The sequence below is a fragment of the Amycolatopsis sp. cmx-11-51 genome (genome assembly GCF_047608665.1).
Lineage (GTDB): Bacteria > Actinomycetota > Actinomycetes > Mycobacteriales > Pseudonocardiaceae > Amycolatopsis.
The window spans coordinates 1,513,534-1,540,050 of record NZ_JADNQO010000001.1; the positions used below are offsets into that span (position 1 = coordinate 1,513,534).

Annotated in this window: 26 protein-coding genes; 17 read left to right on the forward strand and 9 right to left on the reverse strand. The window is 68.8% G+C overall.

The genetic code is table 11. The features are described 5' to 3' along the window. Window positions 1-76 precede the first annotated feature (76 nt). Window positions 77-655 carry an HAD family hydrolase gene (locus tag ACM6LU_RS07625; protein WP_414936820.1) on the reverse strand — a complete coding sequence of 193 codons (579 nt, stop codon included), beginning with the start codon at window positions 653-655 and terminating at the stop codon, window positions 77-79. A gap of 3 nt (window positions 656-658) precedes the next feature. Continuing rightward, window positions 659-1,675 carry a threonine aldolase family protein gene (locus ACM6LU_RS07630; RefSeq protein WP_414936821.1) on the reverse strand — a complete coding sequence of 339 codons (1,017 nt, stop codon included), beginning with the start codon at window positions 1,673-1,675 and terminating at the stop codon, window positions 659-661. 134 nt (window positions 1,676-1,809) lie between these two features. Here ACM6LU_RS07630 and ACM6LU_RS07635 point away from each other — a divergent pair, with 134 nt between their 5' ends. The 10 genes from ACM6LU_RS07635 (at window position 1,810) to ACM6LU_RS07680 (ending at window position 10,240) form a co-directional block, all read left to right on the forward strand. After that, complete coding sequence (locus tag ACM6LU_RS07635) at window positions 1,810-2,328, forward strand: SigE family RNA polymerase sigma factor (protein WP_414936822.1); 519 nt, start codon at window positions 1,810-1,812, stop codon at window positions 2,326-2,328. Next, window positions 2,315-3,019, forward strand: a complete 705-nt coding sequence (locus tag ACM6LU_RS07640; RefSeq protein WP_414936823.1) for a hypothetical protein — start codon at window positions 2,315-2,317, stop codon at window positions 3,017-3,019. Before ACM6LU_RS07635 ends, ACM6LU_RS07640 begins: the two co-directional genes overlap by 14 nt. 24 nt (window positions 3,020-3,043) lie before the next feature. Beyond that, window positions 3,044-3,637 (forward strand): TetR/AcrR family transcriptional regulator, encoded by a 594-nt coding sequence (locus ACM6LU_RS07645; RefSeq protein ID WP_414936824.1) that lies wholly within the window; start codon window positions 3,044-3,046, stop codon window positions 3,635-3,637. A 127-nt stretch (window positions 3,638-3,764) separates the two neighbouring features. Continuing rightward, entirely contained in the window at window positions 3,765-5,195 is a 1,431-nt protein-coding gene (purB, locus tag ACM6LU_RS07650; protein ID WP_414936825.1) for an adenylosuccinate lyase, read from the forward strand. 240 nt (window positions 5,196-5,435) lie between these two features. Further along, window positions 5,436-6,260: a substrate-binding periplasmic protein gene (locus ACM6LU_RS07655; protein WP_414936826.1), complete on the forward strand. Its 825-nt coding sequence runs from the start codon at window positions 5,436-5,438 to the stop codon at window positions 6,258-6,260. Window positions 6,261-6,265: 5 nt separating this feature from the next. Further along, window positions 6,266-7,039: an ABC transporter substrate-binding protein gene (locus tag ACM6LU_RS07660; protein WP_414936827.1), complete on the forward strand. Its 774-nt coding sequence runs from the start codon at window positions 6,266-6,268 to the stop codon at window positions 7,037-7,039. Between the two features lie 8 nt (window positions 7,040-7,047). After that, window positions 7,048-7,830: an ABC transporter substrate-binding protein gene (locus ACM6LU_RS07665; protein WP_414936828.1), complete on the forward strand. Its 783-nt coding sequence runs from the start codon at window positions 7,048-7,050 to the stop codon at window positions 7,828-7,830. After that, window positions 7,831-8,589 (forward strand): amino acid ABC transporter permease, encoded by a 759-nt coding sequence (locus tag ACM6LU_RS07670; protein ID WP_414936829.1) that lies wholly within the window; start codon window positions 7,831-7,833, stop codon window positions 8,587-8,589. It abuts the gene before it with no gap. After that, window positions 8,586-9,326, forward strand: coding sequence for an amino acid ABC transporter ATP-binding protein (locus tag ACM6LU_RS07675; protein ID WP_414936830.1), 741 nt, complete (start codon window positions 8,586-8,588; stop codon window positions 9,324-9,326). Before ACM6LU_RS07670 ends, ACM6LU_RS07675 begins: the two co-directional genes overlap by 4 nt. 26 nt (window positions 9,327-9,352) lie before the next feature. Then, window positions 9,353-10,240 (forward strand): MOSC domain-containing protein, encoded by an 888-nt coding sequence (locus ACM6LU_RS07680; RefSeq protein WP_414936831.1) that lies wholly within the window; start codon window positions 9,353-9,355, stop codon window positions 10,238-10,240. Here ACM6LU_RS07680 and ACM6LU_RS07685 read toward each other — a convergent pair. Further along, complete coding sequence (locus tag ACM6LU_RS07685; RefSeq protein WP_414936832.1) at window positions 10,123-10,929, reverse strand: SAM hydrolase/SAM-dependent halogenase family protein; 807 nt, start codon at window positions 10,927-10,929, stop codon at window positions 10,123-10,125. The two genes, ACM6LU_RS07680 and ACM6LU_RS07685, sit on opposite strands and share 118 nt — an antisense overlap. A 35-nt stretch (window positions 10,930-10,964) precedes the next feature. On the opposite strand from ACM6LU_RS07685, the gene ACM6LU_RS07690 reads away from it, so the two are divergent. Together ACM6LU_RS07690 and ACM6LU_RS07695 are read left to right on the forward strand one after the other, a co-directional pair. Then, the gene (locus tag ACM6LU_RS07690) at window positions 10,965-11,846 is read left to right on the forward strand and encodes a phosphoribosylaminoimidazolesuccinocarboxamide synthase (protein ID WP_414936833.1); all 882 of its coding nucleotides are present in this window, start codon (window positions 10,965-10,967) and stop codon (window positions 11,844-11,846) included. 59 nt (window positions 11,847-11,905) lie between these two features. Beyond that, window positions 11,906-12,649, forward strand: a complete 744-nt coding sequence (locus ACM6LU_RS07695) for a DUF2334 domain-containing protein (RefSeq protein ID WP_414936834.1) — start codon at window positions 11,906-11,908, stop codon at window positions 12,647-12,649. Here ACM6LU_RS07695 and ACM6LU_RS07700 read toward each other — a convergent pair whose 3' ends face one another. Then, complete coding sequence (locus tag ACM6LU_RS07700; protein WP_414936835.1) at window positions 12,650-13,285, reverse strand: MBL fold metallo-hydrolase; 636 nt, start codon at window positions 13,283-13,285, stop codon at window positions 12,650-12,652. Between the two features lie 33 nt (window positions 13,286-13,318). Further along, the gene (locus tag ACM6LU_RS07705; RefSeq protein ID WP_414936836.1) at window positions 13,319-14,263 is read right to left on the reverse strand and encodes a DUF5937 family protein; all 945 of its coding nucleotides are present in this window, start codon (window positions 14,261-14,263) and stop codon (window positions 13,319-13,321) included. Window positions 14,264-14,323: 60 nt separating this feature from the next. Here ACM6LU_RS07705 and ACM6LU_RS07710 point away from each other — a divergent pair, with 60 nt between their 5' ends. Then, complete coding sequence (locus ACM6LU_RS07710) at window positions 14,324-15,466, forward strand: MFS transporter (RefSeq protein WP_414936837.1); 1,143 nt, start codon at window positions 14,324-14,326, stop codon at window positions 15,464-15,466. Between the two features lie 33 nt (window positions 15,467-15,499). After that, the gene (locus tag ACM6LU_RS07715) at window positions 15,500-17,002 is read left to right on the forward strand and encodes an aldehyde dehydrogenase family protein (RefSeq protein WP_414936838.1); all 1,503 of its coding nucleotides are present in this window, start codon (window positions 15,500-15,502) and stop codon (window positions 17,000-17,002) included. Window positions 17,003-17,088: 86 nt separating this feature from the next. On the opposite strand, the gene ACM6LU_RS07720 is transcribed toward ACM6LU_RS07715, so the two are convergent. Next, window positions 17,089-18,669, reverse strand: coding sequence for a GMC family oxidoreductase (locus ACM6LU_RS07720; RefSeq protein WP_414936839.1), 1,581 nt, complete (start codon window positions 18,667-18,669; stop codon window positions 17,089-17,091). Between the two features lie 106 nt (window positions 18,670-18,775). Beyond that, window positions 18,776-19,549, reverse strand: coding sequence for a hypothetical protein (locus tag ACM6LU_RS07725; RefSeq protein WP_414936840.1), 774 nt, complete (start codon window positions 19,547-19,549; stop codon window positions 18,776-18,778). A gap of 66 nt (window positions 19,550-19,615) precedes the next feature. On the opposite strand from ACM6LU_RS07725, the gene purS reads away from it, so the two are divergent. Together purS and purQ are read left to right on the forward strand one after the other, a co-directional pair. Then, the gene (gene purS, locus ACM6LU_RS07730; RefSeq protein WP_414936841.1) at window positions 19,616-19,855 is read left to right on the forward strand and encodes a phosphoribosylformylglycinamidine synthase subunit PurS; all 240 of its coding nucleotides are present in this window, start codon (window positions 19,616-19,618) and stop codon (window positions 19,853-19,855) included. After that, window positions 19,852-20,529, forward strand: a complete 678-nt coding sequence (gene purQ, locus ACM6LU_RS07735; RefSeq protein WP_414936842.1) for a phosphoribosylformylglycinamidine synthase subunit PurQ — start codon at window positions 19,852-19,854, stop codon at window positions 20,527-20,529. Before purS ends, purQ begins: the two co-directional genes overlap by 4 nt. A 62-nt stretch (window positions 20,530-20,591) precedes the next feature. Here the strand turns inward: purQ and ACM6LU_RS07740 are convergent, their stop codons facing one another. Both ACM6LU_RS07740 and ACM6LU_RS07745 read right to left on the reverse strand, forming a co-directional pair. Continuing rightward, complete coding sequence (locus ACM6LU_RS07740; RefSeq protein ID WP_414936843.1) at window positions 20,592-22,319, reverse strand: ABC transporter ATP-binding protein; 1,728 nt, start codon at window positions 22,317-22,319, stop codon at window positions 20,592-20,594. 47 nt (window positions 22,320-22,366) lie between these two features. Further along, window positions 22,367-23,992, reverse strand: coding sequence for an ABC transporter ATP-binding protein (locus tag ACM6LU_RS07745; RefSeq protein ID WP_414936844.1), 1,626 nt, complete (start codon window positions 23,990-23,992; stop codon window positions 22,367-22,369). A 145-nt stretch (window positions 23,993-24,137) separates the two neighbouring features. On the opposite strand from ACM6LU_RS07745, the gene purL reads away from it, so the two are divergent. Beyond that, window positions 24,138-26,462: a phosphoribosylformylglycinamidine synthase subunit PurL gene (gene purL, locus ACM6LU_RS07750; RefSeq protein ID WP_414936845.1), complete on the forward strand. Its 2,325-nt coding sequence runs from the start codon at window positions 24,138-24,140 to the stop codon at window positions 26,460-26,462. Window positions 26,463-26,517 lie beyond the last annotated feature (55 nt).

Sequence of the window (26,517 nt, forward strand, 5' to 3'; positions counted from 1 at the left end):
GGGACGAAGCCAGCTTAGGACATCCGATTCACCGCGGGTGAGCGGATGAGCGGTCAGGGTGACCATCTCCGCCCGGTCAGCCGAGTGCCGCTTCCACGGTTTCCACGCCGAGCCAGCGCTCCGCCTTCATTCCCACCGCCCGCGCACCGTCTACATTGGACTGACGGTCGTCGAAGAACAGGCAGTCCGCCGGTTCGGCGCCGAGTTCGTCGAGCAGGATCCGGTAGATCTTCGCGTCGGGTTTCATGCAGCCGAGATCGCCGGAAAAGAGCTTTACGCGGAACAGGCGCGCCCATTCCTGCTCGCGGACCCAGCGCCCGAAGGTCGACGACGCGTTGGAGAGCAGCGCGAGCGCGGCGCCCGCCTCGTGCAGCCCCTCCAGCAGCTCGATCACCGCCGGTTCCAGGTGCGTCCAGCCGGTGACGTCGATGCGGGTCAGTTCGTCGGCGAAGGCTTTGTCGACGGGAACGTTCAGCGCGCGGCCGACGCTCTGCCAGTACTCGAGATCCGAGCCACCCGAGTCGTACCGGACCCGTTCGGCCCAGTAGTGCGGTTCGAAGTCGGTGAGTTCGAGGTCGAAGGCCTTGGCCAGGGTCGGCAGCGCGTCGGTGTGCTCGCTGATGACGTCGCCGTAGTCGAAGACGATCCAGTTCATGTGTCAGCCCCCGGTCTTGACGCGGTGAAGGGTTTCTTCGATGTCGGCCGCCGACAGGTCGCGGTGCACCACGAACCGGATCCGGCCCGAGCTGGGCAGCGTCCGGATCCCGTGCCCCGCCAGCCACGCCGACCGGCCTACCAGGTCGGGTGCGGTGACCTGCACGATGTTGGTCTCGGGTGTGTTGACCTCCCAGCCGTGCTCGGCGAACCCGGCCGCGAGCCGTGTCGCGTTCTCGTGGGTCTCGGCCAGATCGCCGATGCGGTCCAGCGCGACCAGGCAGGCCGCGGCCAGCACGCCGGCCTGGCGGACGCCGCCGCCGAGCATCTGGCGCATCCGCCGCGCCTCTTCGACGAACTCCGGGCTGCCTGCCACAACCGAGCCGACGGGCGCGCCGAGGCCCTTGGAGAAGCAAGCCGAAACGGTGTCGACGCCGACGGTGAGGGCCGCGGGCGGGATTCCCAGCGCGACCGCCGCGTGCCAGATCCGGGCACCGTCGAGGTGCACGGTCAGCCCCGCCTCTTTCGCCACCGCGACCAGCTGGGCGTGTTCGTCGGGCGGAGTGATCGCCCCGCCCGCCGTGTTGTGCGTGTTCTCCAGGCACAGCAGCGGGGTGCGCATCGCGTAGTACGGCCCGCGCGGGAGGCCGATCGCGGCCGAAAGCGTTTCCGGCGTCGGCCGCCCTGGTCCGGCGTCGTGCTCCAGCGGATCCGGCATGCCGCCGGCGAGCCAGGCGGCGGAGCCGAGTTCGTCGGTGATCACGTGCGAGCCGCGCGGAGCGAGGAACCGGTCGCCGCGCCGGAGATGGCTGCTCAGCGCGATCAGGTTCGCCATGGTCCCGGTCGGCGTCCAGAGCGCGGCGGGCATGCCCAGGAGTTTCGCGGCGCGCTGTTCCAGGGCGCCGACGGTGGGATCGCCGTCGAGGACGTTGTCGCCGACCTCGGCTTTCGCCATGGCCTGGCGCATGACGTCGTCCGGCCGGGTCACGGTGTCGGAGCGGAAATCGATCGTCGAGGTCACGGTACGATCACATCACATCGTCCGGCCCGCCACGAACCTCCTCCCGGCTGGTCCGCCACGCCCGCTCATGCAACCGTGGACGCCCCCGGTTCCGTCCTACCCACCGACGAGGCAAGAGCGGAGACAACAACCGCGTGAACCAGCGCGACGAACAAGAGTTCGCGGAGTACTTCGCCGCGAAGCGGGACTCCGTGCGCAGGACCGCGTACATGCTCTGCGGTGACTGGCATCGCGCGGACGACCTCGCGCAGACGGCGTTCGTCGCGCTGCACCGGAGGTGGAAGAAGATCAGGGAACGGGCGGCGACCGACGCCTATCTGCGGAAGACGCTGGTCAGGGCGGCCATCGACGAGTCGAGGCGGCCGTGGCGGCGGGAGTGGCAGACCGAAGAGCTGCCCGAACCGCCGCAGGACGGCTTCGACCTCGGCGAACAGGTCGTCACCAGGGAAGACCTGCTGGCCGCGTTGCGCGAAGTGCCCCCGAAACAGCGGGCCGTGCTGGTGCTCCGGTTCTTCGAAGGGCTGGACGTCGGTGCGGCGGCGAATGCACTCGGCTGCAGCGAAGGGAACGTGAAGAGCCAGACCGCGCGCGGACTGGCGAACCTCAGGCAGGTCATGGAGAAGGAGGAGGTGGCACGGGATGGACGAGAATGACCTGAAGGCGTTGTTCCGTGACGCCCCCGGTGATGCGCCGTCGTCGAGCTTCGACACCGGCGACGTCGTCCGCGCCTCTCGACGCGCCACCGCGCGACGCCGCAACGGTATCGCCGTGGCCTGTAGCGCGCTGGTTTTGGTCCTGGCCGGAGCGGGCATGTTCGGCGTGCTCGGCGGAAGCGAACTCCAGCTGGGCAGTGCTGCCAAATCCGACAGCGAGGCCGCTTCCCCGGGGCAACCCGGGGCGGCCTCCGCACGTCCCCTAGACAGCGGGGAGTCCTCGAACTTCTCGAACCCGCCGCCTCAGCAGGGGGGCGGCGGTCCAGAGAAGACCGGCCAGATGACGGCCGAAGGCACCTACGGGTGCGACCAGGTGGACCGGGAGCTCGCCACCGCCCTCGCTGGCGAGCTCCCGGTCCCCGTGGATGTCGCCAAGTCGACGCCCGGCGACATCTGTACGACGGGAGCCAGGTCCGCGGGGTTCCAGGTGCCGGGCGGCACGGTTTCCGCCGCGGTCTTCCCGGAGGGCGCGTCCGTTCCGGCGACCCCCACCGGCGCGTCCAGTGCGCGGCGGACCACGGCCAAGGGATCGCTGGTGGTCGTGGTGAGCCTCGGCGACGGTTCGGGCAGGCCCGCCTTCCCCAAGTCCGACGTCGACAGGTTCGTCGCCGTCCTCGCGGCCCGGTACTGACCGCGCCTGGCAAAATAGCCCGTCATGACTGTCGCAGCGACAACGCCGAAGGGTGAGCGAAGGCGCGCCGAGCTCATCGATGCCGCCGCGTCGCTGCTGGCCGAAGGCGGGTTCGACGCCGTGCGTCATCGTGCGGTCGCCGAACGCGCGGGATTGCCGCTGGCCTCGACGACGTACTACTTCGACTCGCTCGAAGAGCTCGTCACCGCCGCCGTGGAACACCACTCGAATCAGGAACTCGAAATCGGACGGCGGCGGCTCGACGAGCTGGCGACCCGCAACCGCGGTGTCGAGGCCACCGTCGACCTGGTGCTGGACATGCTCCTCGGCCCGCTTCGCCCCGATCGCGAGGCTGACGCCGAAGCGGTTCTCCTTCGCTACGAACGTCTCGTCGGGACAGGTCGCCGTCCGTACCTTCGGCCCCTGATGCGGACGTTGTCCGCGCAGCTGTACGAACTGCTCCACGAGATCTTCGCGCGCTCCGGCACCCCGGTGGACGCCACCGAACTGGAGCGGCTGGTCGCCCTGGTCGACGGCGCCGTGGTCAACGCGCTGATCGAGGTCGACCCGGAGCCACGGGCCGCCGCCGCACGCATGCTCCAGGCCGCCCTCGCCTGACATCCCCCGCAATTCGTCCTCTAGTTGCGGTAGTTGGCGACACGAACTACCGCAACTAGAGGACGAATTGCGGGGAGGGCGTTCAGCCGCGAGCAGCGGGCCGATCCCGGCCGGTTAGTCTGGCCGCGTGACGGACAAGCCCCGCATCCCCAACGTGCTCGCCGGCCGCTACGCCTCGCCTGAGCTGGTCGAACTGTGGTCCCCGGAACGCAAGGTCGTGCTGGAGCGAGAGCTCTGGCTCGCCGTGCTCCGGGCACAGGCCGACTTGGGCGTCGAGGTGCCGGACGGAGTCGTTGCGGACTACGAGCGCGTGCTGGAGCAGGTCGACCTCGACTCGATCGCCGCGCGCGAGCGGGTCACCCGCCACGACGTGAAGGCCCGGATCGAGGAGTTCAACGCGCTCGCCGGGCACGAGCACGTGCACAAGGGCATGACGTCACGCGACCTCACCGAGAACGTCGAGCAGCTGCAGGTGCGGCGCTCGCTGGAACTGGTCCGGGGCCGGGTCGGCGCGGTGCTCGCCCGGCTCGCCTCGATCGCGGTCGAACACTCCGACACGGTGATGGCTGGCCGCTCGCACAACGTCGCCGCGCAGGCGACGACGCTGGGCAAGCGGTTCGCCACCGCCGCCGACGAACTGCTCGTCGCGTTCGAGCGGCTCGACGAGCTGATCGGCCGTTACCCGCTGCGTGGCATCAAGGGCCCGGTCGGCACCGCACAGGACATGCTCGACCTGCTCGGCGACGAGTCCACTTTGGACGAACTGGAGTCACGGGTCGCGACCCACCTCGGCTTCGAGCGGGTCTTCACCAGCGTCGGCCAGGTGTACCCGCGGTCGCTCGACTTCGACGTGCTGTCCGCGGTGGTCCAGCTGGCCGCGGCGCCGTCGAGCCTCGCGAAGACGATCCGCCTGATGGCAGGCCACGAGCTGGTCACCGAGGGCTTCAAGCCCGGCCAGGTCGGCTCGTCGGCCATGCCGCACAAGATGAACACGCGTTCGTGCGAGCGGGTCAACGGGCTCGCCGTGGTGCTGCGCGGTTACCTGTCGATGATCGGCGAGCTTTCCGGCGACCAGTGGAACGAAGGCGACGTCTCCGACTCGGTCGTCCGCCGCGTCGCGCTGCCCGACGCGTTCTTCGCGCTGGACGGGCTGCTGGAGACCTTCCTCACGGTGTTGGCCGAGTTCGGCGCCTTCCCGGCGGTCATCGGACGTGAGCTCGATCGCTATCTGCCGTTCCTCGCGACCACCAAGGTGCTCATGGCCTCGGTCAGGGCGGGGGTCGGGCGCGAAACCGCTCACGAGGCGATCAAGGAGAACGCCGTCGGCGTCGCGCTCGCGATGCGGGAGCAGGGGCTCGCGGAGAACGACCTCCTCGACCGTCTCGCCGCCGACGAGCGCATCCCGCTCGACCGCGGTGAGCTGGACAAACTCCTCGCCGACCGGATCTCGTTCACCGGTGTCGCACCGCGTCAGGTGGCCGCGATCGTGTCGCGTGTCGAGGCGATTCTCGAGCGTTTCCCGGAGGCCGCCGTCTACTCACCGGCCCCGATTCTCTGAAGGACGCTTTACCCGCATGCGATGTGAGGAAAGCGTCCTTGGCCGCGTGAGATGAGGGCAAAGTCCCCTTCAGCCGCGTGTGAGCAGCCCCACCGCAGAGCGTTCACAGAGTGAGACGAAGTTACTCGATCGGGCGAAATGCCTAATCTCGATCGCTGAACCCGGAGCGCCAGGCCGCCCATGAGGCGGCCTGGCGTGTTTGTATCGCGCCTTGGCGCCAAAGAACCCACGGAAGAAGCGATGAGATCCACCTGGGAGAAAATCGTCGCCGTCGTCACGGCGGGAGCGGCCACCCTCGCCCTCGCGGCCTGCGGCTCCGGTGACACCGCGAGCGGCCAGAAGCTGCGTGTCGGCACCCTGACCGACGCGCCGCCGTCCATCTACCTGGAGAACGGCACCTTCACCGGCTACGACAACGAATTGCTCCGCGACATCGCGAAGCGTGAGGGCTTCGAGGTCGAGTTCGTCGGCACCGAGTTCGCCGGCCTGCTCGCCGCCGTCGCCACCAGCAAGTTCGACATCGGCAGCTCCACGATCTCCACCACCGAGGCCCGCAAGAAGACCGTCGCGTTCAGCAACGGCTACTCCACCGGGTTCACCACGATCGTCACCAAGAAGGGCGCGAACCTCAAGGACGTCGCCTCCTTCGGCGGCAAGCGGCTCGGCGTCGTGCAGGCGTCGGTGCAGGACGATTTCGCCACCGGCAAGGTCCCCGGCGCCAACGTCGTCCGCTTCCCCGACTACAACGCCGGGTTCGCGCAGCTGAAGGCCGGCGGTCTCGACGGCTGGGTCGTGCCGAAGGACATCGGGCACAAGTACCTCGACCAGAACCCGGACGTGCCGCTGGAGTTCGGCTACACCGTCGAGACCAAGGACACGCCGTCCGCGTTCGCCGTCCGCAAGGACAACAAGGACCTGCTGAAGAAGCTCAACGACGGTCTCGCGAAGGCCGTGGCGGACGGCACCGTCGCCCGCCTGCACGATCGGTTCTTCAAGAACGAGCCGCTGCCGAAGGAACTCGAGCAGGGCGGCCCCGGCCTGCCCGTCCAGAACCCGGGGGTCTGAACACCATGAAGAAAAGCCTGATCGCGACATTCGCGGCCGGTCTCGTGGCCGTGCTCGCCGCCTGCGGTGGCGGGGACGCCGCCGCCGACAAGACCTTCCGCGTCGGCACCCTGAGCGACGCGCCGCCGAACATCTACGTCGAGAACGGCAACTACACCGGCTTCGACAACGAACTGCTGAAGGCCATCGCCGCCAAGCAGAACCTGAAGCTCGAGTTCGCCTCGACCGACTTCTCGTCGCTGCTGGGCCAGGTCGCGAACAACCAGTTCGACATCGGTTCGTCGGCCATCGCGCAGACCGACGAGCGCAAGAAGAACGTCGACTTCTCCAGCCCGTACAACTTCGAAGTGATGAGCATCCAGACCAAGGACGGCTCGCCGATCACCGAGGAGAAGGCGTTGTCCGGCAAGCGGGTCGCGGTCATCCAGGCGACCGTCGGCGACAAGTGGCTTTCCGCGACCGTGCCCGACGCGCAAGCCGTGCGTTTCCCGGGTTACGCCCCGGCGCTGGCCGCGCTCAAGAGCGGCGCCGTCGACGCCTACGTCCTCGACCAGGCGATCGCCGAGACGAACGTCAAGGACAGCACCGACCAGAAACTCAAGGTCGTGAAGTCCTTCACCACCGACGTGCCCCACGGCTTCGCGGTGAAGAAGGGCAACGCCGAGCTGCTCACCAAGATCGACGACGGCCTGAAGCAGGTCATCGCCGACGGCACCTGGGTCAAGCTGCACGAGAAGTTCCTGCCGACGGCACCCGTGCCTGCCCAGTTCAAGGCGTGAGGATCACGATGAAGAAGTCATTCGCCGCTGTCGTCGGTGCCGCTCTCCTGGCGGTGCTGGCGGCGTGCGGCGGCGGTGAGGAAGCCGGAGCGCGCACCTTGCGCGTCGGTACCCTCAGTGACTCGAAACCCAACGCCTATCAGGAAAACGGCGTGTTCACCGGGTTCGACAACGAGTTGCTGAAGGCCATCGCCGCGAACCAGAACCTGAAACTCGAGTTCGTCTCCACGGAGTTCTCGGCGCTGCTGGGCCAGGTCGCCACCGGCAAGTTCGACATCGGCAGCTCGGGGATCTCCCAGACCGACGAACGCCGCAAGACCGTCGACTTCTCGGCGCCGTACAACTACCAGTCGCTCGGCATCGAGACCCGCGAAGGCGTCGGCATCACCGACGAGAACTCTTTGGCGGGCAAGCGGATCGGCGTGGTCCAGGGGACCGTGTCGGACAGCTGGCTGGCCTCGAACGCGCCCACCGCGCAGGCCGTGAAGTTCCCGCAGGACGCCGCCACGCTGGCCGCGCTGAAGTCCGGCGCCGTCGACGGCGCGATCTTCGACCAGGCGACCGCCGAGGACTACGCGGCGAAGAATCCGGACGCGAAGCTCAAGGTGGTCAAGACGATCACCACGACCATCCCGCACGGGTTCGCGGTGAAGAAGGGCGACACCGAACTCGTTGGCAAGATCAACGCGGGTCTCAAGGCGGTCATCGCCGACGGGACCTGGGAAAAAGTGCACCAGCGGTTCGAACCGAACGCGCCGGTGCCCGCCGACTTCAAGGCCGGGCAGCGATAAGTGAACGACTTCTTCACCACCTTCCTGAACTGGGACTACATCTGGGAAGTCTTCCCGGACCTGCTCAAGACCGGGCTGCTGAACACACTGATCATGTCGGTGTTCTCGGCGCTGATCGGCACCGTGCTCGGCATGCTGCTGGCGACGATGGGCTTGTCCAGCAAGGCATGGCTGCGCTGGCCCGCCCGCGTGTACACCGACATCTTCCGCGGTCTGCCCGCGATCCTGACCATCCTGGTGATCGGGCAGGGCGGCGGGATCCTCATCCCGTCGCTGGCCAGGAACACCTACCCGCTGGGCATTCTGGCGCTCAGCCTGATCGCGGCCGCGTACATCGGCGAGATCTTCCGCGCCGGTATCCAGAGTGTCGAAAAAGGACAGCTGGAGGCCAGTCGCGCGCTGGGCATGAGCTACCCCAAGGCGATGGCGCTCGTCGTCATCCCGCAGGGCGTGCGGCGGGTACTGCCCGCGCTGGTGAACCAGTTCATCGCGCTGATCAAGGACTCCAGCCTGGTGTACTTCCTCGGTTTCCTCGCCGAGCAGCGCGACCTGTTCCGGATCGGGCAGGATCTCGCCGCCAACACCGGGAACCTGTCACCGCTGGTGGCGGCCGGGTTCCTTTACCTCGTGATCACCGTTCCGCTGACCCATTTGGTCAACTACATCGACAAGAAGCTGCGCACCGGCAGAAAGGTCCGCGCTGATGAGGACGGTGGCGACCTCGAACTCCTGAACGCCGGAAAGGTGCCGATGTCATGACCACAGCCGTGCGTTCGTCGAGCGTCGAACTCCGCGACATCCACGTCTCCTTCGGCACCCTCGAGGTGCTGAAGGGAGTGAACCTCAAAGTCGAGAAGGGCCGCACGACCTGCATCATCGGGCCGTCCGGCTCCGGCAAGTCGACGCTGCTCCGCTGCGTGAACCGCCTGCAGGAGCCCGACTCGGGTGATCTGCTGCTGGGTGGCGAGAGCGTCATCTCCTCCGACCCGGACGCGCTGCGCCAGCGGGTCGGGATGGTGTTCCAGCATTTCAACCTGTTCGGTCACCGCAGTGTGCTGGACAACATCACGCTGCCGCTGCGCAGCGTGCGCAAGCTCGGCAAGGCGGAAGCGGCCGAGATCGCGCACGCCCGCCTCGCCGAGGTCGGCCTCGCCGTCAAGGCCCCGTACCGGCCGAGCGCACTCTCGGGCGGGCAGCAGCAGCGGGTGGCGATCGCGCGGGCGCTCGCGATGGAACCCGAGGTCATGTTGTTCGACGAGGCCACCAGCGCCCTCGACCCTGAGCTGGTCAAGGGCGTCCTCAACCTGATGGCCGGCCTCGCGGAGCGCGGACTGACACTGCTCGTGGTCACCCACGAGATGGGTTTCGCGCGTGGCGTCGCGGACGAGGTCGCGTTCATGGACGACGGGAAGATCGTCGAACATGACGCTCCGGAGGCGATCTTCGACGCTCCGCAGAGCGAGCGGTTGCAGCGCTTCCTGTCCCAGGTGCTCTGACGCGGGCGACTCGCTAATCTGCGGCCATGGCGAGAGTGGCGAAGCTGGTCTATTACCCGGTCAAAGGTTGCGCGGGGACGTCGGTCGAAACGGCCGACGTCACCCCCGCGGGCCTGAAGTTCGACCGTTCCTGGATGGTCGTGTCGCCGGAGGGTGAGTTCCGCAGCCAGCGGAAGCATCCGGTGATGGCTTCGATCCGGGCCGAGGTGCTGGACGGGGGCGCCTGCCTGCGGCTGGCCGCTCCCGGCGTCGAGGACCTGCTGGTCGAGACGGTCTCGGACGGGCCGCGGCGGCCGGCGTCGACGTTCACCTGGCAGGGCAGGGGCGTCCACCAGGGTGACGAGGCCGCCGAGTGGTTTTCCGACGTCCTCGGCCTGCCGTCGGTGTTCGTCGGGCTCGCGCCGGAGCACGAGCGCGTCACCGACGGCGAGATCCCCGGCACCGCCGCGTTCGCCGACGCGCACGCGATCCTGCTCACTTCCGAGTCCTCTTTGGACGTTCTGAACGAGCGGATCGCGTCCAGGGGCGCCGAGGCCGTGCCGATGGACCGCTTCCGGCCCAATATCGTCGTCTCGGGCTGGCTCCAGGCGCACCGGGAGGACGACGTCCGTTCGCTCACCGTCGGCGGCCTGGAGCTGGGTTACGCCAAGGTCTGCATCCGCTGCACGGTGCCGATGGTCGATCAGGAGACCGGCAAGAAGGCCGGTCCGGAGCCGATCCGGTCGCTCGCGGACTACCGCCGCGAGCCCGAGGGCGGGGTCTCGTTCGGGATCAAGATGGCGGTGACCGGGCCGGGTCAGCCGGCCGTCGGCGACGAGGTGATCGTGCACTCCTGGGCGGGTCCGAGCCGCAGCACCGACGCGGCCGAGCCGCCGTTCACCGCGACCGCGAGCCGTCCCGACGAATCGGTGTAGAGCACGTTCTCTCCCGGCGGCACCGTGCCGAAGGTGTCGCCGACCCGAGCCTTCACCAACACGTGCTCGCTGCTGACCGAGACCGTGCCGGACAGCCCGGCCAGTTCGAGGTCCGCCGGGCTCGCGGACAGCTGCACGTTGCCGAAGTGGTCGACCGTGAGCACTTCGGCCACGAGCTTGCCGGGGAACACCGCGACGAACGGATCCGGCAGCCGCACGAGGTCGTCGGCGGGCGCTCCGAGCCGTTCAGGCGGGACTCCGAGCGCGAGATGCGCCGCCGCCGGAGCGAAGACGTCGCGTCCGTGGAACGTCGACGACGTCACCGGAAGGCGGTATTCCGGGGCCGTGAGTTCGTACGCGGCTATCACCCCGCTGAGTGTTTCGGCGGCGGGAATGAGGAGTCCGTTGTCCGGGCCGACGAGGATTCCGCGTTCGGTGACCACCACGACCCCGCGCCGCGACGTGCCGACGCCCGGGTCGACGACGGCGAGATGGACGGCCTCCGGCAGATACGGCACGGTCTGCGCCAGCACCTCGGCGCCGGTCCTGACCTGCTGTGGAGGGATCTGGTGGCTCACGTCGATCAGCCGGACGGACGGCGCGATCCGCGCGATCACACCATGGCAAGCGGCCACGAAACCGTCGCACAGTCCGTAGTCGGTCGTGAACGAGACGCAGTGGATCGGCATGATCAGCCATCATCCTTGATCGCTAGGGTGCAGCCGTGACGACGCTCGAATACCCGAAGATCGCCGCCGGCAAGGTCCGTGAGCTTTACGCCGTCGATGACGAGCATCTGCTGCTCGTCACTTCGGACCGGATCTCCGCCTACGACGTCATCTTCACCACGCCCATCCCCGACAAGGGGCGGGTGCTCACCGCGATGAGCGTGTTCTGGTTCTCCCGACTCTCCGATGTCCTCCCGAACCATTTGGTCTCCTACGACGACGAACGCATCCCCGCCGAGGTCCGCGGCCGGGCGCTGCTGGTGCGGCGGCTGTCGATGCTGCCGCTCGAAGCCGTCGCCCGCGGCTATCTCACCGGGACCGGCCTCGCCGATTATCGCGCGCGTGGCACGGTCTGCGGCGTCGAACTTCCCCCCGGCCTGACCGAGTCCTCCAGGCTCCCCGAACCCATCTTCACTCCAGCCACCAAGGCCGATCGCGGTTCGCACGACGAGAACATCGACTTCTCCGACGTCGTCGGGCAGCTCGGTCGCAAGCGGGCCGAGGAAGTCCGAGAGGCGACGCTGGCGGTGTATCGCCGAGGTGCGGAACTCGCCGCGGAACGCGGCCTCCTGCTCGCGGACACCAAGCTCGAATTCGGCGTCGACTCCGGCGGGAACCTCGTCCTCGCCGACGAGGTCCTCACCCCGGATTCGTCCCGCTACTGGCCGGCGAGCGGTTACCCGGCCGGCAGCCCGCGGCCGTCGTTCGACAAGCAGCCGCTGCGGGACTGGCTCACCAGCCCGTTGTCCGGCTGGCACCGGCTCGAGAGACCGGAGCCACCGCCGCTGCCCGATGAGATCGTCGCCGCCACCAGGGCGAGGTACATCGACGCGTACGAACGCATCACCGGCTGCTCGCTGGAGGATTGGCCCGCCTGACCAGCGGCGTTCACTCCGTCGTCAGTCCGTCGCAAGGCCGGTCTGGCCCACTGGTCATCGTGGACGCACGTTTGCTGGTTTCCCTGTCCGGCGTGACCACCCGGACGTTGCACCGCTGTGCCGACCTCGCGGCCGAACTCGACCGGCGCGAGGTCCCGTTGTCCGTGCTCTACGCCGCCCGCACCGGCGAGGGCCCGGTGACCGAGTGGGTACGGGCGCGCCGCATTCGCGGCGACTCCGTCCTCCTCCATGGTTACGACCATCGGATCACCCCCACTCACCGCGCCGTCTACCTGGGCAAACGCGCCGAATTCGCCGCTCTTCCCGCGCACGAGGCGCGGCTGCGGCTGATCGCGGCGAAGGCGGCGCTCGACGCCAACGGCATGGCCGTCGACGGGTTCGCGCCGCCGCGCTGGATCGCGTCGGAGGGCACCGTGCAGGCCCTGCGCGAGCACGGGTTCGCGCTGTGCGCGGACCTGGTCTCGGTGCGGGACCTGGTGACCGGCCAGGTCCGGCGCTCGCGGGTCCAGGAGTTCAGCGGGCCTTCGCAGCGGACGGAGACCGTCCGGTGCTTCGCGCTGGTGCTGGCCGCCGCCAGGGCCGCACGCCGTGGCGGGCTCGTGCGGCTCGGCATCGACGCCGCGGACCTCGCCAGGCCTGGGTTGCGGCAGGCGTTCCTCGACGCCGTCGACGTCTCGCTGGAGAACCGCGCCTTCGGGACCACCTACGGCTCGCTGCGGGCAGCGGCTATACCCGGACCCCGCCCCACCTCCGCCCTCAACGGACAGGCTTCGCCTGGTTGATCAAAATTCAACGGGCTCCCCGACGTCGAGGACCTTGACCTCGGTGCCTTCCGGGGCGAGGTTCGCGAACAGGCCGTAGTGCATCTGCGGCCGCGCGAGGACGGCTTCGTGGATCGGGACGGCGAGGCGCGGCGACACCGCTCGCAGGTAGTCGACGGCTTCGCCCGCCTTGAGCCACGGGGCGCCGGTGGGCAGGCCGAGGACGTCGATCTGCTGCTCCGGCACGAAGAACGAGTCGCCAGGGTGGTAGAACGCGCCGTGGTCGACGACGTAGCCGACGTTGGGGATCGCGGGGATGTCCTCGTGGATCACCGCGTGCTCGCCGCCGACGACGTTGACGCCGCTGGAGCCGATACCGAAGGCGTCGCCGGGGTTCGCGATCTGGAACTCGGCGCCGATCTTCCGCACGGCCTCGGCGGAACCCGGGTCGACGATCAGTTGGGCGCCGGGGTTCGCCTCCAGCAGCGCGGGCAGCCTGTCCGCGTCGAGGTGGTCGAAATGCTGATGGGTGATCAGGATGGCGTGCAGCTCCCGCTCACCTTCGAAACCCACCGAGAAGGCGCCGGGGTCGATCAGGATTCGCGCGCCCTCCGTCTCCAGAAGGGTGCAAGCGTGTCCAAAATGGACAATACGCATCAGGGTTCTCCTTCGCGGTAGGTCATTTCCAGCCTATGCCCGGAGCAGGGAGTCGCCAAGTTCGGTGCGCAGATAGCGCACTTCGCGGCCGCGCCGCCGCGTTTCGAGCAGGCCCGCCGCGCGCATCGCGGTCACATGCGCGGAGATCGTCGGCGCCGAGAAGCCCAGCCTGCGCGCCAGCTCGGTGGTGCTCGCGGGTTCGTTGAGTGTCGTGAGCAGGGTGGCCTTGGTGCGTCCGAGCACCCCGGCGAGCGCGCCGGACGGGCGTTCGGGGTCGGACCAGAGTTCGGCGACACCGCGGGCCGGGTAGAGCAGCGACGGCTGCCACGGTTCCATCGTGATCACCCCGACCGAGGGCCACGCGAAGACGCCGGGAATCAGCAGCAGGCCGCGACGGTCGAGGTGGACCCGGCTGCGTTCCTTCATCTCGATGACCAGGACGTCGTCGACGAGCCGCACCCGCGGGTGGATGTCCTCCAGTACCAGCGCGATGCCGCCGGCGGCCAGGCGTCGTGAGCGCTCTTCGATATCGGCGACGAGGAAGCGGCGCATACGCGGCCAGTGCGGCTCGACCAGTTCGGTCCAGGCGATCTCCATCTGGTCGGCCAGTAGTTCCCTCGCCTCGGCGGGGTCTTCGGGCAGCCCACTCAGGTCGGCGTCCACTTTGGACAGTTCATGGGCGACTTGGCCCGGTGGGGTCCGGCGGATCTCGGCGAACTGGGCGGACGCGGTGGTCTCCGGTCCACTCGGCGGAGGACTGAGGAAGTCGGTGATGTAGTGCCGCGCGCCCATCACCTCGGCGAAGTCCGCGATGGGCAGATCCGGCACCTTCGCGGCGGCCTCGCGCAGCCACGGCAGATGACTCGGGTGCCCCCGGCGGCCGAGGAGGGTCTGCATCGCGCCCATGGTCTCGTCGAGCGGGGAGATGCCGAAGCGGACGCGGTTGGCGCTCTCGGCGGTCAGGACCAGCTCGATCATCTGATTAGGCTATATACTAATCAGTGTTCCTGCCCCGATGCGTTCGGCAGGCTTTCCGACATGACCTTGCTTCGCAATTCCGGGTATTGGCGCTGGTCGGCGGGGGTACAGTTGAACCGGCTGCCCGCGATGATGGCGCCGCTGGCCTTCACCGTGCTGACCACCGCGACGACCGGTTCGTACCGGCTCGGTGGCGTCATGATGGCCGTGTTCGTCGGCGCCGAGATGGTCGGCGCCGTGCCGATCGGACGGCTGCTCGACCGCGTCGGACCCGCGCGAGGACTCGTCGTGATGCTCCCGCTGGTCGCTCTTGGCCTGTTCGTGCTGGCCGCCGTCGCTTCCACCGGTGCTCCGGACCTGGTGCTGCTCGCGCTGGCGATCCCGCCCGGCCTGGCCGCGGGCGGGCTGAACGGCGGCTTCCGGACGCTGCTCGCCGGAACGGTGACCGAAGAGGAACTGCCACGGGCCGTCTCCGTCGACGCGATGATCCTCGAAGGCGTCATCGTCGGCGGACCGCTGCTCGTGGCGCTCCTGGCGACGTCCGGCCCGGCCGTCCCGGTGCTCGCGATGGCCGTCGTCGCCCTGCTCGCGGCCCTGCTGGTGCCGAGGCGTGCCGTCGTTTTTGGTCCACAAAGGACTGCTGAGCATCAGCCGATCCCGGTCGCCGCCTGTGTTCCCTGGCTGATGGGGTTGTTCACCGTCGGCTTGCTGCTGTCGACCATCGAGGTCGGCTTGTTGCCGCTCGTCCAGCGCCTCGGCGCCCCCGATTCGACGACGGCGATCGTCATCGTCGTGCTGTGTGCCGCCAGCCTCACCGGGAGCGCGCTGTACGCGGCACGCGGGAAGGTCGGCGATCCCCGGCTGTTCCTGGCCGGATTCGTGCTCGGCGGGATCGTGGTGTCGATGGGCCTCGGCTGGGCCGGGCTGCTCGGTGGGGTCGCGCTGATCGGGCTCTGCACCGGCCCGCTGATGGCCGTCTCGTCGGTCAACCTGCAGAAACTACTGCCCGAACGCCGTCGCGCGGAGGGGTTCTCACTGGCTTTCACCGTGCAGTCTTCGGGGTTCGGGCTGGGCTCGCTGGCGATCGGGGTGCTGCCGGTATGGCTGTGCCCGCTTTTCGGTGTCCTCGCCGCTCTTGTCTCCTGTGCAATGCTGGTACGACGCCCCAGGCGAGCTATTGGCACGCCGTCAGTGACGTCGTAGCCTGGGCTTTGAGCCGAGACACGGGAGAAGTCGATGACCGCAGTCCAGCCGAAGCCGACCGCGCACAGCGTGGGGGAGACCTTCGATTCCCTCAGCCCGGCGACCGACGAGGTCGTCGGCACCTACCCGGTGCACACCAGGGAGGACGTCCTCGCCGTTGTCGCCCGCGCGAAGGACGCCGCCGCATGGTGGGCCGCGCTCGGCTACGACGGCCGCGCGGAGCGTCTGCGCCGCTGGAAGGGCGTCATCACCCGGCGGCTGCCGCAGCTGTGCCAGGTGGTGCGCGACGAGACCGGCAAGCCGATCGCCGACGCGCAGCTGGAGAGCGTCCTAGCCATCGAGCACATCGCGTGGGCGGGCAAGAACGCGCGCAAGATCCTCGGCAAGCAGCGTCGCGCGGCCGGGCTGATGATGTCGAACCAGGCAGCAACGGTCGAGTACCAGCCGCTCGGCGTCGTCGGCGTGATCGGCCCATGGAACTACCCCGTGTTCACCCCGCTCGGCTCCATCGCCTACGCCCTCGCCGCGGGCAACACCGTCGTCTTCAAACCGAGCGAGTACACGCCGGGTGTCGGGAAATGGCTGGTCGACGCCTTCAACGAGGTCGTCCCGGAATGGCCGGTGCTGCAGCTGGTCACCGGCTTCGGCGAGACCGGCGCGTCGCTCGTCGGCGGAGGCGTCGACAAGATCGCCTTCACCGGGTCGACCGGCACGGGCAAGAAGATCATGGCCGCGGCCGCCGAAAGACTGACGCCGGTGATCATCGAGGCGGGCGGCAAGGATGCGGTCCTGGTCGACGCGGACGCGGACCTCGAGGCCGCCGCCGACGCGACCGTGTGGGGAGCGTTCTCCAACTCGGGTCAGACCTGCATCGGCGTCGAGCGCGTGTACGTCCACGAGCGGGTGCACGACGAGTTCGTCGCGAAGGTCGTCGAAAAGGCGAAGGACGTGCGGGCCGGCTCGGACGCTGAGGCCCAGTACGGCCCGGTGACGATGCCTTCGCAGCTCGCGGTGATCAAGCGGCACATCACGGACGCCATCGAACGCGGCGGCAAGGCACTGGTCGGTGGTGTCGACGCGGTCGGCGACCGCTATGTGCAGCCGACGGTGCTCGTCGACGTGCCGGAGGACTCCTCGGCGGTCAAGGAGGAGACGTTCGGCCCGACCGTCACCATCGCCAAGGTCCGCGACATGGACGAGGCCGTCGAGAAGGCCAACGACACCAAGTACGGCCTCGGCTCGACGGTGTTCTCGAAGTCGCGCGGCATGGAACTCGCCGCCCGCCTGCGCACCGGCATGACGTCGATCAACGCGCCGCTCTCCTTCGCCGGTATCGCTTCGCTGCCCTTCGGCGGCGTCGGCGATTCGGGCTTCGGCCGGATCCACGGCCCGGAAGGACTGCGCGAGTTCGCCCGGCCGAAAGCCGTCGCGCGGCAGCGATTCACCGCGCCGATCGTGCTGACCTCGTTCTCCCGCAAGGAAAAGACCGACGCCCTGGTGGCGAAGCTGATCACCGTCCTGCACGGAAAACGCTGACCCCGCAACTCGCGTGATTGGACGGACAACACGCTGTTGTCCGTCCAATCACACGTGATCGCCGTCTGATCACGAGAGTTCGCCGGTCACGCACCCCGGATGAGGTCCGCGGCCTTCTCCGCCACCATGATCGTCGGCGCGTTCGTGTTCCCGCGCGGCACCACCGGCATCACCGACGCGTCCACCACCCGCAGTCCCTCCACCCCGCGCACCTTCAGCGACGGGTCGACGACGGCGTTCTCGCCCGTCCCCATCGAACAGGTCCCCACCGGGTGGTACAGCGTCTGCGTCTTCTCGCGCACGTAGTCGGCCAGTTCGGTGTCGGTCAGGTCCTGCCGCTCCGGCAGGAACGGCTTGTCCAGGTAGCGCGCCAGCGGACCGGACTTCCCGATCTCGACCAGGGCCCGCAGGCCTGCCAGCATCTTCTCCATGTCCACGGACTCGGCGTAGTAGGCCGGGTCGATTTCGGGCTTCCACAGAGGATTTCCCGACTTCAGCCGCAGACGGCCCCGGCTCGCGACATCCACGAGCGTCGCCGCCGACGTGAAGCCCGGCACTGTCGGTTCGCGCATCCCGTTGTCGTAGAACAACGTCGGCGCGACGTGGATCTGCATGTCCGGCGGCGAAACACCGTCCGCGGCGGGGAAGAACGCGCCCGCTTCACCGATGTTCGAGGCCAGCGGGCCGCGTTTGGTGAGCTGGTAGCGCACCAGGCCGCCCGGCGTCGCCGCGTCCACCAGATCGGTGGTGCCGCGGGTCGACCAGATGATCCCGCAGGCCGGGTGGTCGTGCAGGTTGTCGCCGACGCCGGGAAGAGCGGCCACGACGTCGATCCCGTGTTCCCGCAGGTGTTCCGCCGGGCCGACACCGGAAAGCATCAGCAGCTGTGGCGAGTTCACCGCGCCACCGCTGAGCAGGACCTCGGTGGACGCGCGCACCGTCGTCTCGGTACCTTTGTCCAAATAGGACACGCCGACCGCGCGCGTGCCTTCGAAGACGACGCGTGTCGCCTGCGCGTTGGTCCGTACGGTGAGGTTCGGCCGTGTCGACGCGGGCCGCAGGTACGCGTCGGCGGCCGACCAGCGGCGGCCCTTCTTGCATGTCACCTGGTAGACGCCGGCGCCTTCCTGCGACTCACCGTTGAAGTCGTCGGTGCGCTTGAGTCCCCATGCGACCGCGGAATCCACCCAGGCCTGGGAAAGCTCGTGGGTGAAGCGACGGTCCTCGACGTTCAGCGGCCCGTCGGTGCCGTGCAACGGCCCACCGAGCCGCTGGTTCCCCTCCGCCCGTTTGAAGTACGGCAGGACGTCGTCGAAGCCCCAGCCCTCGGCGCCGTGCCCGTCGCGCCAGCCGTCGTAGTCCGCGCGGTTGCCGCGGATGTAGATCATCGCGTTGATCGAGGAGCAGCCGCCGAGTGTCTTCCCGCGCGGCCAGTACAGGGTTTTGCCGGTGTGCTTCTGCTCGACCGTCTCGTAGTTCCAGTCGAACTTCGTCTTGAACAGCCCGGGGAACGCGGCCGGGATGTGGATCTCGTCGGCGTCGTCCTCGCCGCCCGCTTCGAGCAGGAGGATCCGCGCTGACGGATCCTCGCTCAGCCGGTTCGCCAGCACGCATCCCGCGCTGCCCGCGCCGACGATGACGTAGTCGAAGGAGTCCTGATCGGCCACGGTGCCTCCTGCTGCTGCTCACCCGGGTATTGGCGCCCCGCCAATGGGCTCATCTTGGCCCAGCGCCGCGCTCCGAGCATCCCCCAGTCGAAGGATTGGGGCGCGCTCAGTCGGAGTCGGGTGAAAAAGAGGTCACGCAGGGGCCGCCGTCTGCGCCGTCCTCGGTCTCGACCCGCCCTGGCTTCTGCACACCGTCCACGAGACCGGAGAGGTGCAGGATCGTCTGTTCGGCGGTGGTCAGCACGTCGGCCTTCTCGACGGTGTACCTCGCCTCGCCGTGGATGATCTGCTGCACGCCGTCGCGGGTCGTGTCGGGCACCTCCCCGCACAGCACGGACAACGCGGCCGGGATGTCGCGCGCGTTGATCGCGTCGACGAACTTGGTCCCCGCCTCCTCACCGGTCTTCACGGCCGGCCGGGGCGCGGGCTTCGTCTCGATGCCCGGCAGTGGCTCCGGCTCGCCACCGACCTTGGCGTCGCGCACGCACCAGCCGCCCTCGCCGGGGATCATCGCGATTCCGACGGTCAGTCCCGCGGCGGTGAACGCGGCCGAGTACTCCTGGTCCGCGCGCTGACGCGCGGGCGTGCTGAGCTGCGCGTCCTCGGAGACGGCCATGGTCTGCTCGAAGCTGTAAGACCGCTTCGACCGGATGTCGCACCAGAGCTGACTCACGCGGTCTTCGGCGACGCCGTTCACGAACGACTGGCTCAGCTGCTCCGGCGTCGCACGTGAGGTGGTATCGGCCTTCGTCTCGAAGAAGCCCGGCGTCACGAAACCGGTGAACGTGACACTGCCCGCGATCAGGACCAAGACCAGCGTCAGCATGATCCAGAGCCAGGTTTTCGGCTTCTTCGGCGGCGCGTACTGCCCGTAGGTCATGCGGCAACCGTAGTGAAGTAGGCTCGGGCGGTACCCACGACCTGCGTGAATAAGGAGCGGCCTGCCGTGGCCCGAGTCGTCGTCGACGTCATGCCCAAGCCCGAAATCCTCGACCCGCAGGGGCAGGCCGCGCTCGGCGCGGCCGGTCGTCTCGGCTTCACCGGGATCGCTGAGATCCGTCAGGGCAAGCACTTCGAGATCGAGGTCGACGACTCCGTCGACGATGCGACGCTCGAAAAGATCGCCGAGGGCTTCCTCGCGAACCCGGTGATCGAGCAGTGGACCATCAAGCGGGTCGAGGCGTGAGCGCCCGGATCGGGGTCATCACCTTCCCCGGCACGCTCGACGACGGTGACGCGGCCCGCGCGGCCCGCTACGCCGACGCCGAAGCAGTGCCGCTGTGGCACGCCGACGAGGACCTCAAGGGTGTCGACGCGGTCGTCGTCCCCGGTGGCTTCTCCTACGGCGACTACCTGCGCGCCGGCGTCATCGCGCGGTTCGCGCCGGTGATGTCGTCGGTGATCGAAGCCGCCCACAAGGGCATGCCGGTGCTGGGCATCTGCAACGGCTTCCAGATCCTGTGCGAGGCCGGGCTGCTGCCGGGCGCGATGATCCGCAACGCGGGTCTGCACTTCATCTGCCGCGACCAGTGGCTGCGCGTCGAGAACAACGACACCGCGTGGACCACCCGGTACGAAAAAGACGCCGAGATCCTCATCCCGATGAAGAACATCGACGGCTGCTTCGTCGCCGAGCAGGCCACCCTCGACGAGCTGGAGGGTGAGGGCCGCGTGGTGTTCCGCTACGTGGGCGGCAACCCGAACGGCTCGCGCAACGACATCGCCGGCATCCGCAGCGAGAACGGCCGCGTGGTCGGGCTCATGCCGCATCCGGAGCACGCCATCGACCCCCTCACCGGGCCTTCCGATGACGGCCTCGGCATGTTCTACAGCGCCGTGGACGCCCTCGTTTCCGCTTAGCGGCGTGCTATGAACGGTCCGTTACTTGCAAATTTTGCAAGTAACGGACCGTTCATAGCATTTCAGGACGCCGCGGCCACCAGAGCCGCGTAGGGCCCACCCGCCGCAAGAAGATCCGAGTGCGAGCCCAGCTCGGTGACCCGGCCGCCCTCGATGACCGCGACCCGGTCCGCCGCGGCCGCGGTGTGCAGCCGGTGCGCGATCGCGATCACCGTGCGCCCCTCGAGCACCGCGCTCAACGACCGCTCCAGCTCCCGCGCCGAACCGGTGTCCAGCAGTGACGTCGCTTCGTCCAGCACCAGCGTGTGCGGGTCGGCCAGCACCACTCGCGCCAGCGCCAGCTGCTGCGCCATCGCCGCCGGAACCGCCGTCGCCCCGGCCCCGACCTTCGTGTCCAGCCCGTCCGGCAGCCCGGCCACCCACTCCGAAGCGCCGACCGAGGCCAGCGCGGCCAGCAGTCGAGCGTCGGACCAGTCCCCGGCGGGCAGCGTCAGGTTGTCCCGCAGCGTTCCCGCGAACACGTGGTGCTCCTGGGTCAGCAGCAGGATTTCGCCGCGCAGGACGTCGTCCGGCAGTGTTGACACCTCGGCCCCGCCGATCCGCACCGAACCCGACGTCGGCGCCGACATCCCGGCCAGCAGCCTGCCGAGGGTCGACTTACCCGCACCCGACGGCCCGACGATCGCCAGCCGCTCGCCGCGCGGCACTCGCAGGTCGATGCCGTGCAGCACTTCGCGGTCCGCGTTGTAGCCGAAGCGCACGTCGCGGACCTCGATGTCCTGGCCGCGTGGAGGCTCGCCGGAAGTATCCGCGACAGTGGTGGGCCGCACGCCCAGCAACCGGCGCAGCGAGGCCCCGGCGACCTGCATGTCCGCGAGCCAGAACAGCGCCTCGTTCAGCGGACCGGTCATGACCTGCGAATACAGCAGCATCGCGGTGATCGTGCCGAGCCCTTCCCAGCCGTTCGAGTAGGCGAGCAGGCCCAGTCCGAGCATCACCGGCACCGGCAGCACGTAGCTGATTTCCAGCGCCGGGATCCACCACATCTGCAGTGCCCGGATCTTGCGCTCGCCCAGCATCGCCTCGTCGAGGCCGTCGTGCCCGGCGCGCACGCGGCGGCCGGTCAGGTTCAGCGCTTCGGCGGTCCGCGCGCCCTCCGCGGTCTCGTGCGTGGCCGACTGCAGTTCGGACCACCGGTCCAGCATCCGCCGCATCACGGCCGGCACCCGCTGCTGGTACCAGATGTTCACCGGCACCAGCAGCGGCAGCGCGACCAGCAGCCCGAGCGCCAGGAACGGTGACGTGAGCACCATCGCCACCACGGTGAACACCACGGTGACCGCGGCGATCAAGATCTCGGGCGCGCCGTGGCGCACCGCGTGGTCGATGCGGCTGACGTCGGTGGTCGCCCGGCTGAGCAGGTCACCGGTACCCGCCGCCTCGACCGTGCCGAGTGGCAGGTCCAGCGCGTTGCCGACGAACTCCTCGCGGTTGTGCGCCAGGATCCGTTCGCCGAACACCCGAGCGCGCAGCCGCGCCAGTCCCTTGAACCACGCCTGCGCGCCCAGCACGGCCACGAACGCGATCGCGAGCCAGGTGATCGTGGTGGTCGTCGTGCCTCCGGCGACCTCGTCCACCAGCGCGCCCAGCAGTTGCGGCCCGGCCAGCCCGATCGCGGTCGCGACGCAGAACAGGCCAAGCATCACGGAGAACTCACGCTTGTTGTCCCGCGCGGTCTCCTTGATCCATCTTCGGACGTCTTGCTTGTCTGCCAGCGGCAGCTTTTTCATGCTGTGATTTCCTTACCCCCGAGGTGGCGGACGCGGCGACTCCGTCTTCAGGCCACCACTTGCGTACTCACGACCTCGTCGGCGACATGTGTCCACAGTGGACTCTGGCTGAACACGACGGTGGTCTTGCCGCGCCGCAGCTTCGCGACGCGTTCGGTTATGCGAGCTTCGGTGTGCGCGTCGACGGCCGAAGTCGGCTCGTCGAGCAGCAGGACGTCGGCGTCGGTCGCCAGTGCGCGGGCCAGGTTCAGCCGCTGCCGCTGACCGCCGGAAACCTCACGTCCGCGTTCGCCGATCACCTCGTCGACGCCGTTGGGCAGCGCGTCCACGATGTCTTCGGCGTCCGCCGCGTACAGCGCTTCGGTGATCTCGACGTCGCCAGGCTCCGCGGGGGTGACCTGCTCGCGCAGCACCCCGGAGAACCAGATGTCCTGGTTGTGCGCGAAGACCACCCGCCGCCGCAGTTCGCCGAGGGCGACTTGGTCCACCGGGACCCCGCCGCAGAGAGCAGGTTCACTCGGATCGGTGAACCGCGCCATCCGCGAAGCCACCGCCTCGGCATCGGCACCGACGTCGATCACGGTCAGCTTTCCGGCCTCGGCCCTGATCCCGGACGTCTCGTCGTACAGCTCCAGCAGGCCTTCCGGCAGCGGCCGCGGGGACTCCGGTTCGGCGAGCGTGCGTTCGGTGGACAGCAGTTTGCACACCTTCCGCGCCGAGACCAGCGCGGCGCTCAGCACGCCCGCGAACTCGGTCGCCGTCGTCACCGGCACCACCAGGAACACCGAGACGCCGTAGAACGTGATCAGCTCGCCGACGCCGATGGTGCCGTTGATCGCCAGCTGCGCGCCCAGCCAGGTGATGACCACCGTGACCAGGCCCGGCAGCGCGACCTCCGCCGCCGAAAGCCACGCCTCGCTGCGCCCGACCTGGACACCGGCCACGCGGACTCGCTGGCTGGAGCGGCGGAAGCGGTCGAGGAACTGCTTCTCGCCGCCGACACCGCGAAGGATCCGCAGGCCGGAGACGATGTCCGCGGCCAGCGCGTTGACCTCGGTCTTCTCCTCGCGCTGCTTCGTCTGGCGCTTCTCCAGCGGCTTCAGCATCGGGCCGATGCCCACCACCGCCAGCGGGACGCCGACCAGCGCGACCACACCCAGCAGTGGAGATGTCGTCAGCAGCGCCGTCGCGCAAACGATGAATGCGATCAGCGAACCGAAGGCCCGGCCGAGTACCTCGAAGGAGTCACCGATCGGATTGATGTCGCTGGTGGTGATCGCGACCACGTCACCGGTGGTGGTCGTGTCCCGCAGGTTCGCGCCCAGCTTCGCGGCGTGCTCGGTGGCCAGGCGCTGAGTGACCCCGGCGCCGTGGATCCAGCAGCCGTAGGACGCGAAATGCTGCACCGTGCCCGCGAGCGTCTGCGCGATCCCGAGCCCGGCCGCCGCCAGACCCCACAGCCAGACCGAGTCACTGTCGCCGCGTCCGATCGCGTCGATGCCCCTGCCGATCGCGACCGGCAGCAAGGCGATCGGCAACGACCAGAGCGCACCACTGATCGCCGACACGGCGAGCAGTCCCGGGCGCGCGAGCATCATCGCGACCAGGTAGCGCCAGGCGGTCGGCTTGGCGGGCAGCCTCAGTCGCGGAAGGGGATAAGTGGCGGAAAGCACGATTGTCGACGGTAAGCGGATCACCGTCGTCGGCGCGACCGATTTATCCGTGGGCGACGGCAGGGTGAACAGACCCCTCACCTACTCCATCCATGCCCCCGCCACCACCCTCAACGGAGAAGCTCCGCTCCACTGGCCTAATCTGATGGCCGTGGCGAACCCTGATGTGGACACCGTGACCAGCACCGTTGACATCCCCGTCGACACCACCGCACTTGCCGGAGCGACCCCCGAACAGACCCAGCCGTACGTCGAGCTCGGCCTCGCCGACGACGAGTACGCCCGCATCCGGGAGATCCTCGGCCGCCGTCCGACCGACGCCGAACTGGCGATGTACTCGGTGATGTGGAGCGAGCACTGCTCGTACAAGTCCTCGAAGAAGCACCTGCGCTACTTCGGTGAGACAGCCACTCCCGAGATGAAGGAGAAGATGCTCGCCGGTATCGGCGAGAACGCGGGCGTCGTCGACATCGGCGAGGGCTGGGCGGTCACCTTCAAGGTCGAGAGCCACAACCACCCGTCCTATGTGGAGCCGTACCAGGGCGCCGCGACCGGCGTCGGCGGCATCGTGCGCGACATCATGGCGATGGGCGCGCGCCCGCTGGCCGTGGCCGACGCGCTGCGGTTCGGCCCGGCCGACGCCCCCGACACCCGCCGTGTGCTGCCCGGTGTGGTCGCCGGCGTCGGCGGCTACGGCAACTGCCTCGGCCTGCCGAACATCGGCGGCGAGCTGGTGTTCGACCCGAGTTACTCCGGCAACCCGCTGGTCAACGCGTTGTGCGTCGGCGCGATGCGCGTCGAGGACCTGCACCTCGCCTTCGCCTCCGGCAAGGGCAACAAGATCATCCTGTTCGGCGCGCGTACCGGCCTTGACGGCATCGGCGGCGTGTCCGTGCTGGCGAGTGACACCTTCTCCGGCGACGAATCCTCGGGCGGCCGCAAGAAGCTGCCGAGCGTCCAGGTCGGCGACCCCTTCACCGAGAAGGTGCTCATCGAGTGCTGTCTCGAACTGTTCGCCCAGAAGCTCGTCGTCGGCATCCAGGACCTCGGCGGCGCCGGGCTTTCCTGCGCGACGTCGGAGCTGGCGGCGGCCGGTGACGGCGGTATGCACATCTACCTCGACCGGGTTCCGTTGCGGGCCACCGGGATGACCCCGGCGGAGGTGCTCTCCAGCGAGTCGCAGGAGCGCATGTGCGCGGTCGTCTCGCCGGAGAACGTCGAGGCGTTCATGAAGGTCTGCGAGAAGTGGGACGTCATCGCCACCGACATCGGCGAGGTCACCGACGGCGAGCACCTGGTCATCACCTGGAACGACGAGATCGTCGTCGACGTCCCGGCGCATACCGTGGCACACCAGGGCCCGGTGTACGACCGCCCCATCCAGCGTCCGTCCACACAGGACGCCTTGCAGGCCGACACCTCGGCGAAGCTGCCGCGTCCGTCCACTTCGGACGAACTGCGCGCCGACATCCTCGAACTGATCTCGTCGCCGAACCAGGCGTCGAAGGAATGGGTGACCTCCCAGTACGACCGCTACGTGCGCGGCAACACCGTGCTTGCGCAGCCGTCTGACTCCGGCGTCATCCGGATCGACGAGTCGACCGGCCGCGGCGTCGCCGTTTCGACCGACTGCAACAGCAAGTTCGTCTTCCTCGACCCGTACGAGGGCGCGAAGCTCGCACTGGCCGAGGCGTACCGCAACGTCGCCACCAGCGGCGCGAAACCGGTCGCGGTGTCGGACTGCCTGAACTTCGGCGCGCCGACCGACCCGGGTGTGATGTGGCAGTTCGAGCAGGCCGTGCACGGTCTCGCCGACGGCTGCGTCGAACTCGGCATCCCGGTCACCGGCGGCAACGTCAGCTTCTTCAACCAGACCGGTGACACGGCCATCCTGCCGACCCCGGTGGTCGGCGTGCTCGGCGTGATCGACGACGTCACCCGCCGCATCCCGACCGGTATCGGTGCGGAGGCCGGGGAAACCCTGCTGCTGCTGGGCGAGACCCACGACGAGCTCGACGGCTCCGCCTGGGCGCGCGAGCTGCACGGCCACCTCGGCGGCCGCCCGCCTCGCGTGGATCTGGCGCGCGAGAAGCTGCTCGCCGACATCCTCATCGCCGGTTCACGCGACGGCATGATCTCCGCCGCGCACGACATCTCCGACGGCGGCCTGATCCAGACCCTCGTCGAGACCGTCCTCATCGGACAGTGCGGTGCCCGTGTCTTCCTCGACGCGGAGCAGGATCCGTTCGTGCAGCTGTTCTCCGAATCCGCGGGCCGGGTACTGGTCGCCGTGCCGCGCACCGAGGAACTGCGGTTCACCGAGATGCTCACCGCGCGCGGCCTGCCGTGGCGCAAGACCGGTGTGGTGGACCCGGAATCGGGTTCGCTCGAACTCCAGGACCTCACCGAGTTCACCCTGGACGAGCTTCGGGAGCCCTGGGAGCGCACGCTTCCCGCGCTCTTCGACTGAGGAGCTGAAGGGGACTTTCCCCGCATAGGACGCGGTGAAGGGCGCTTTCCCCCCA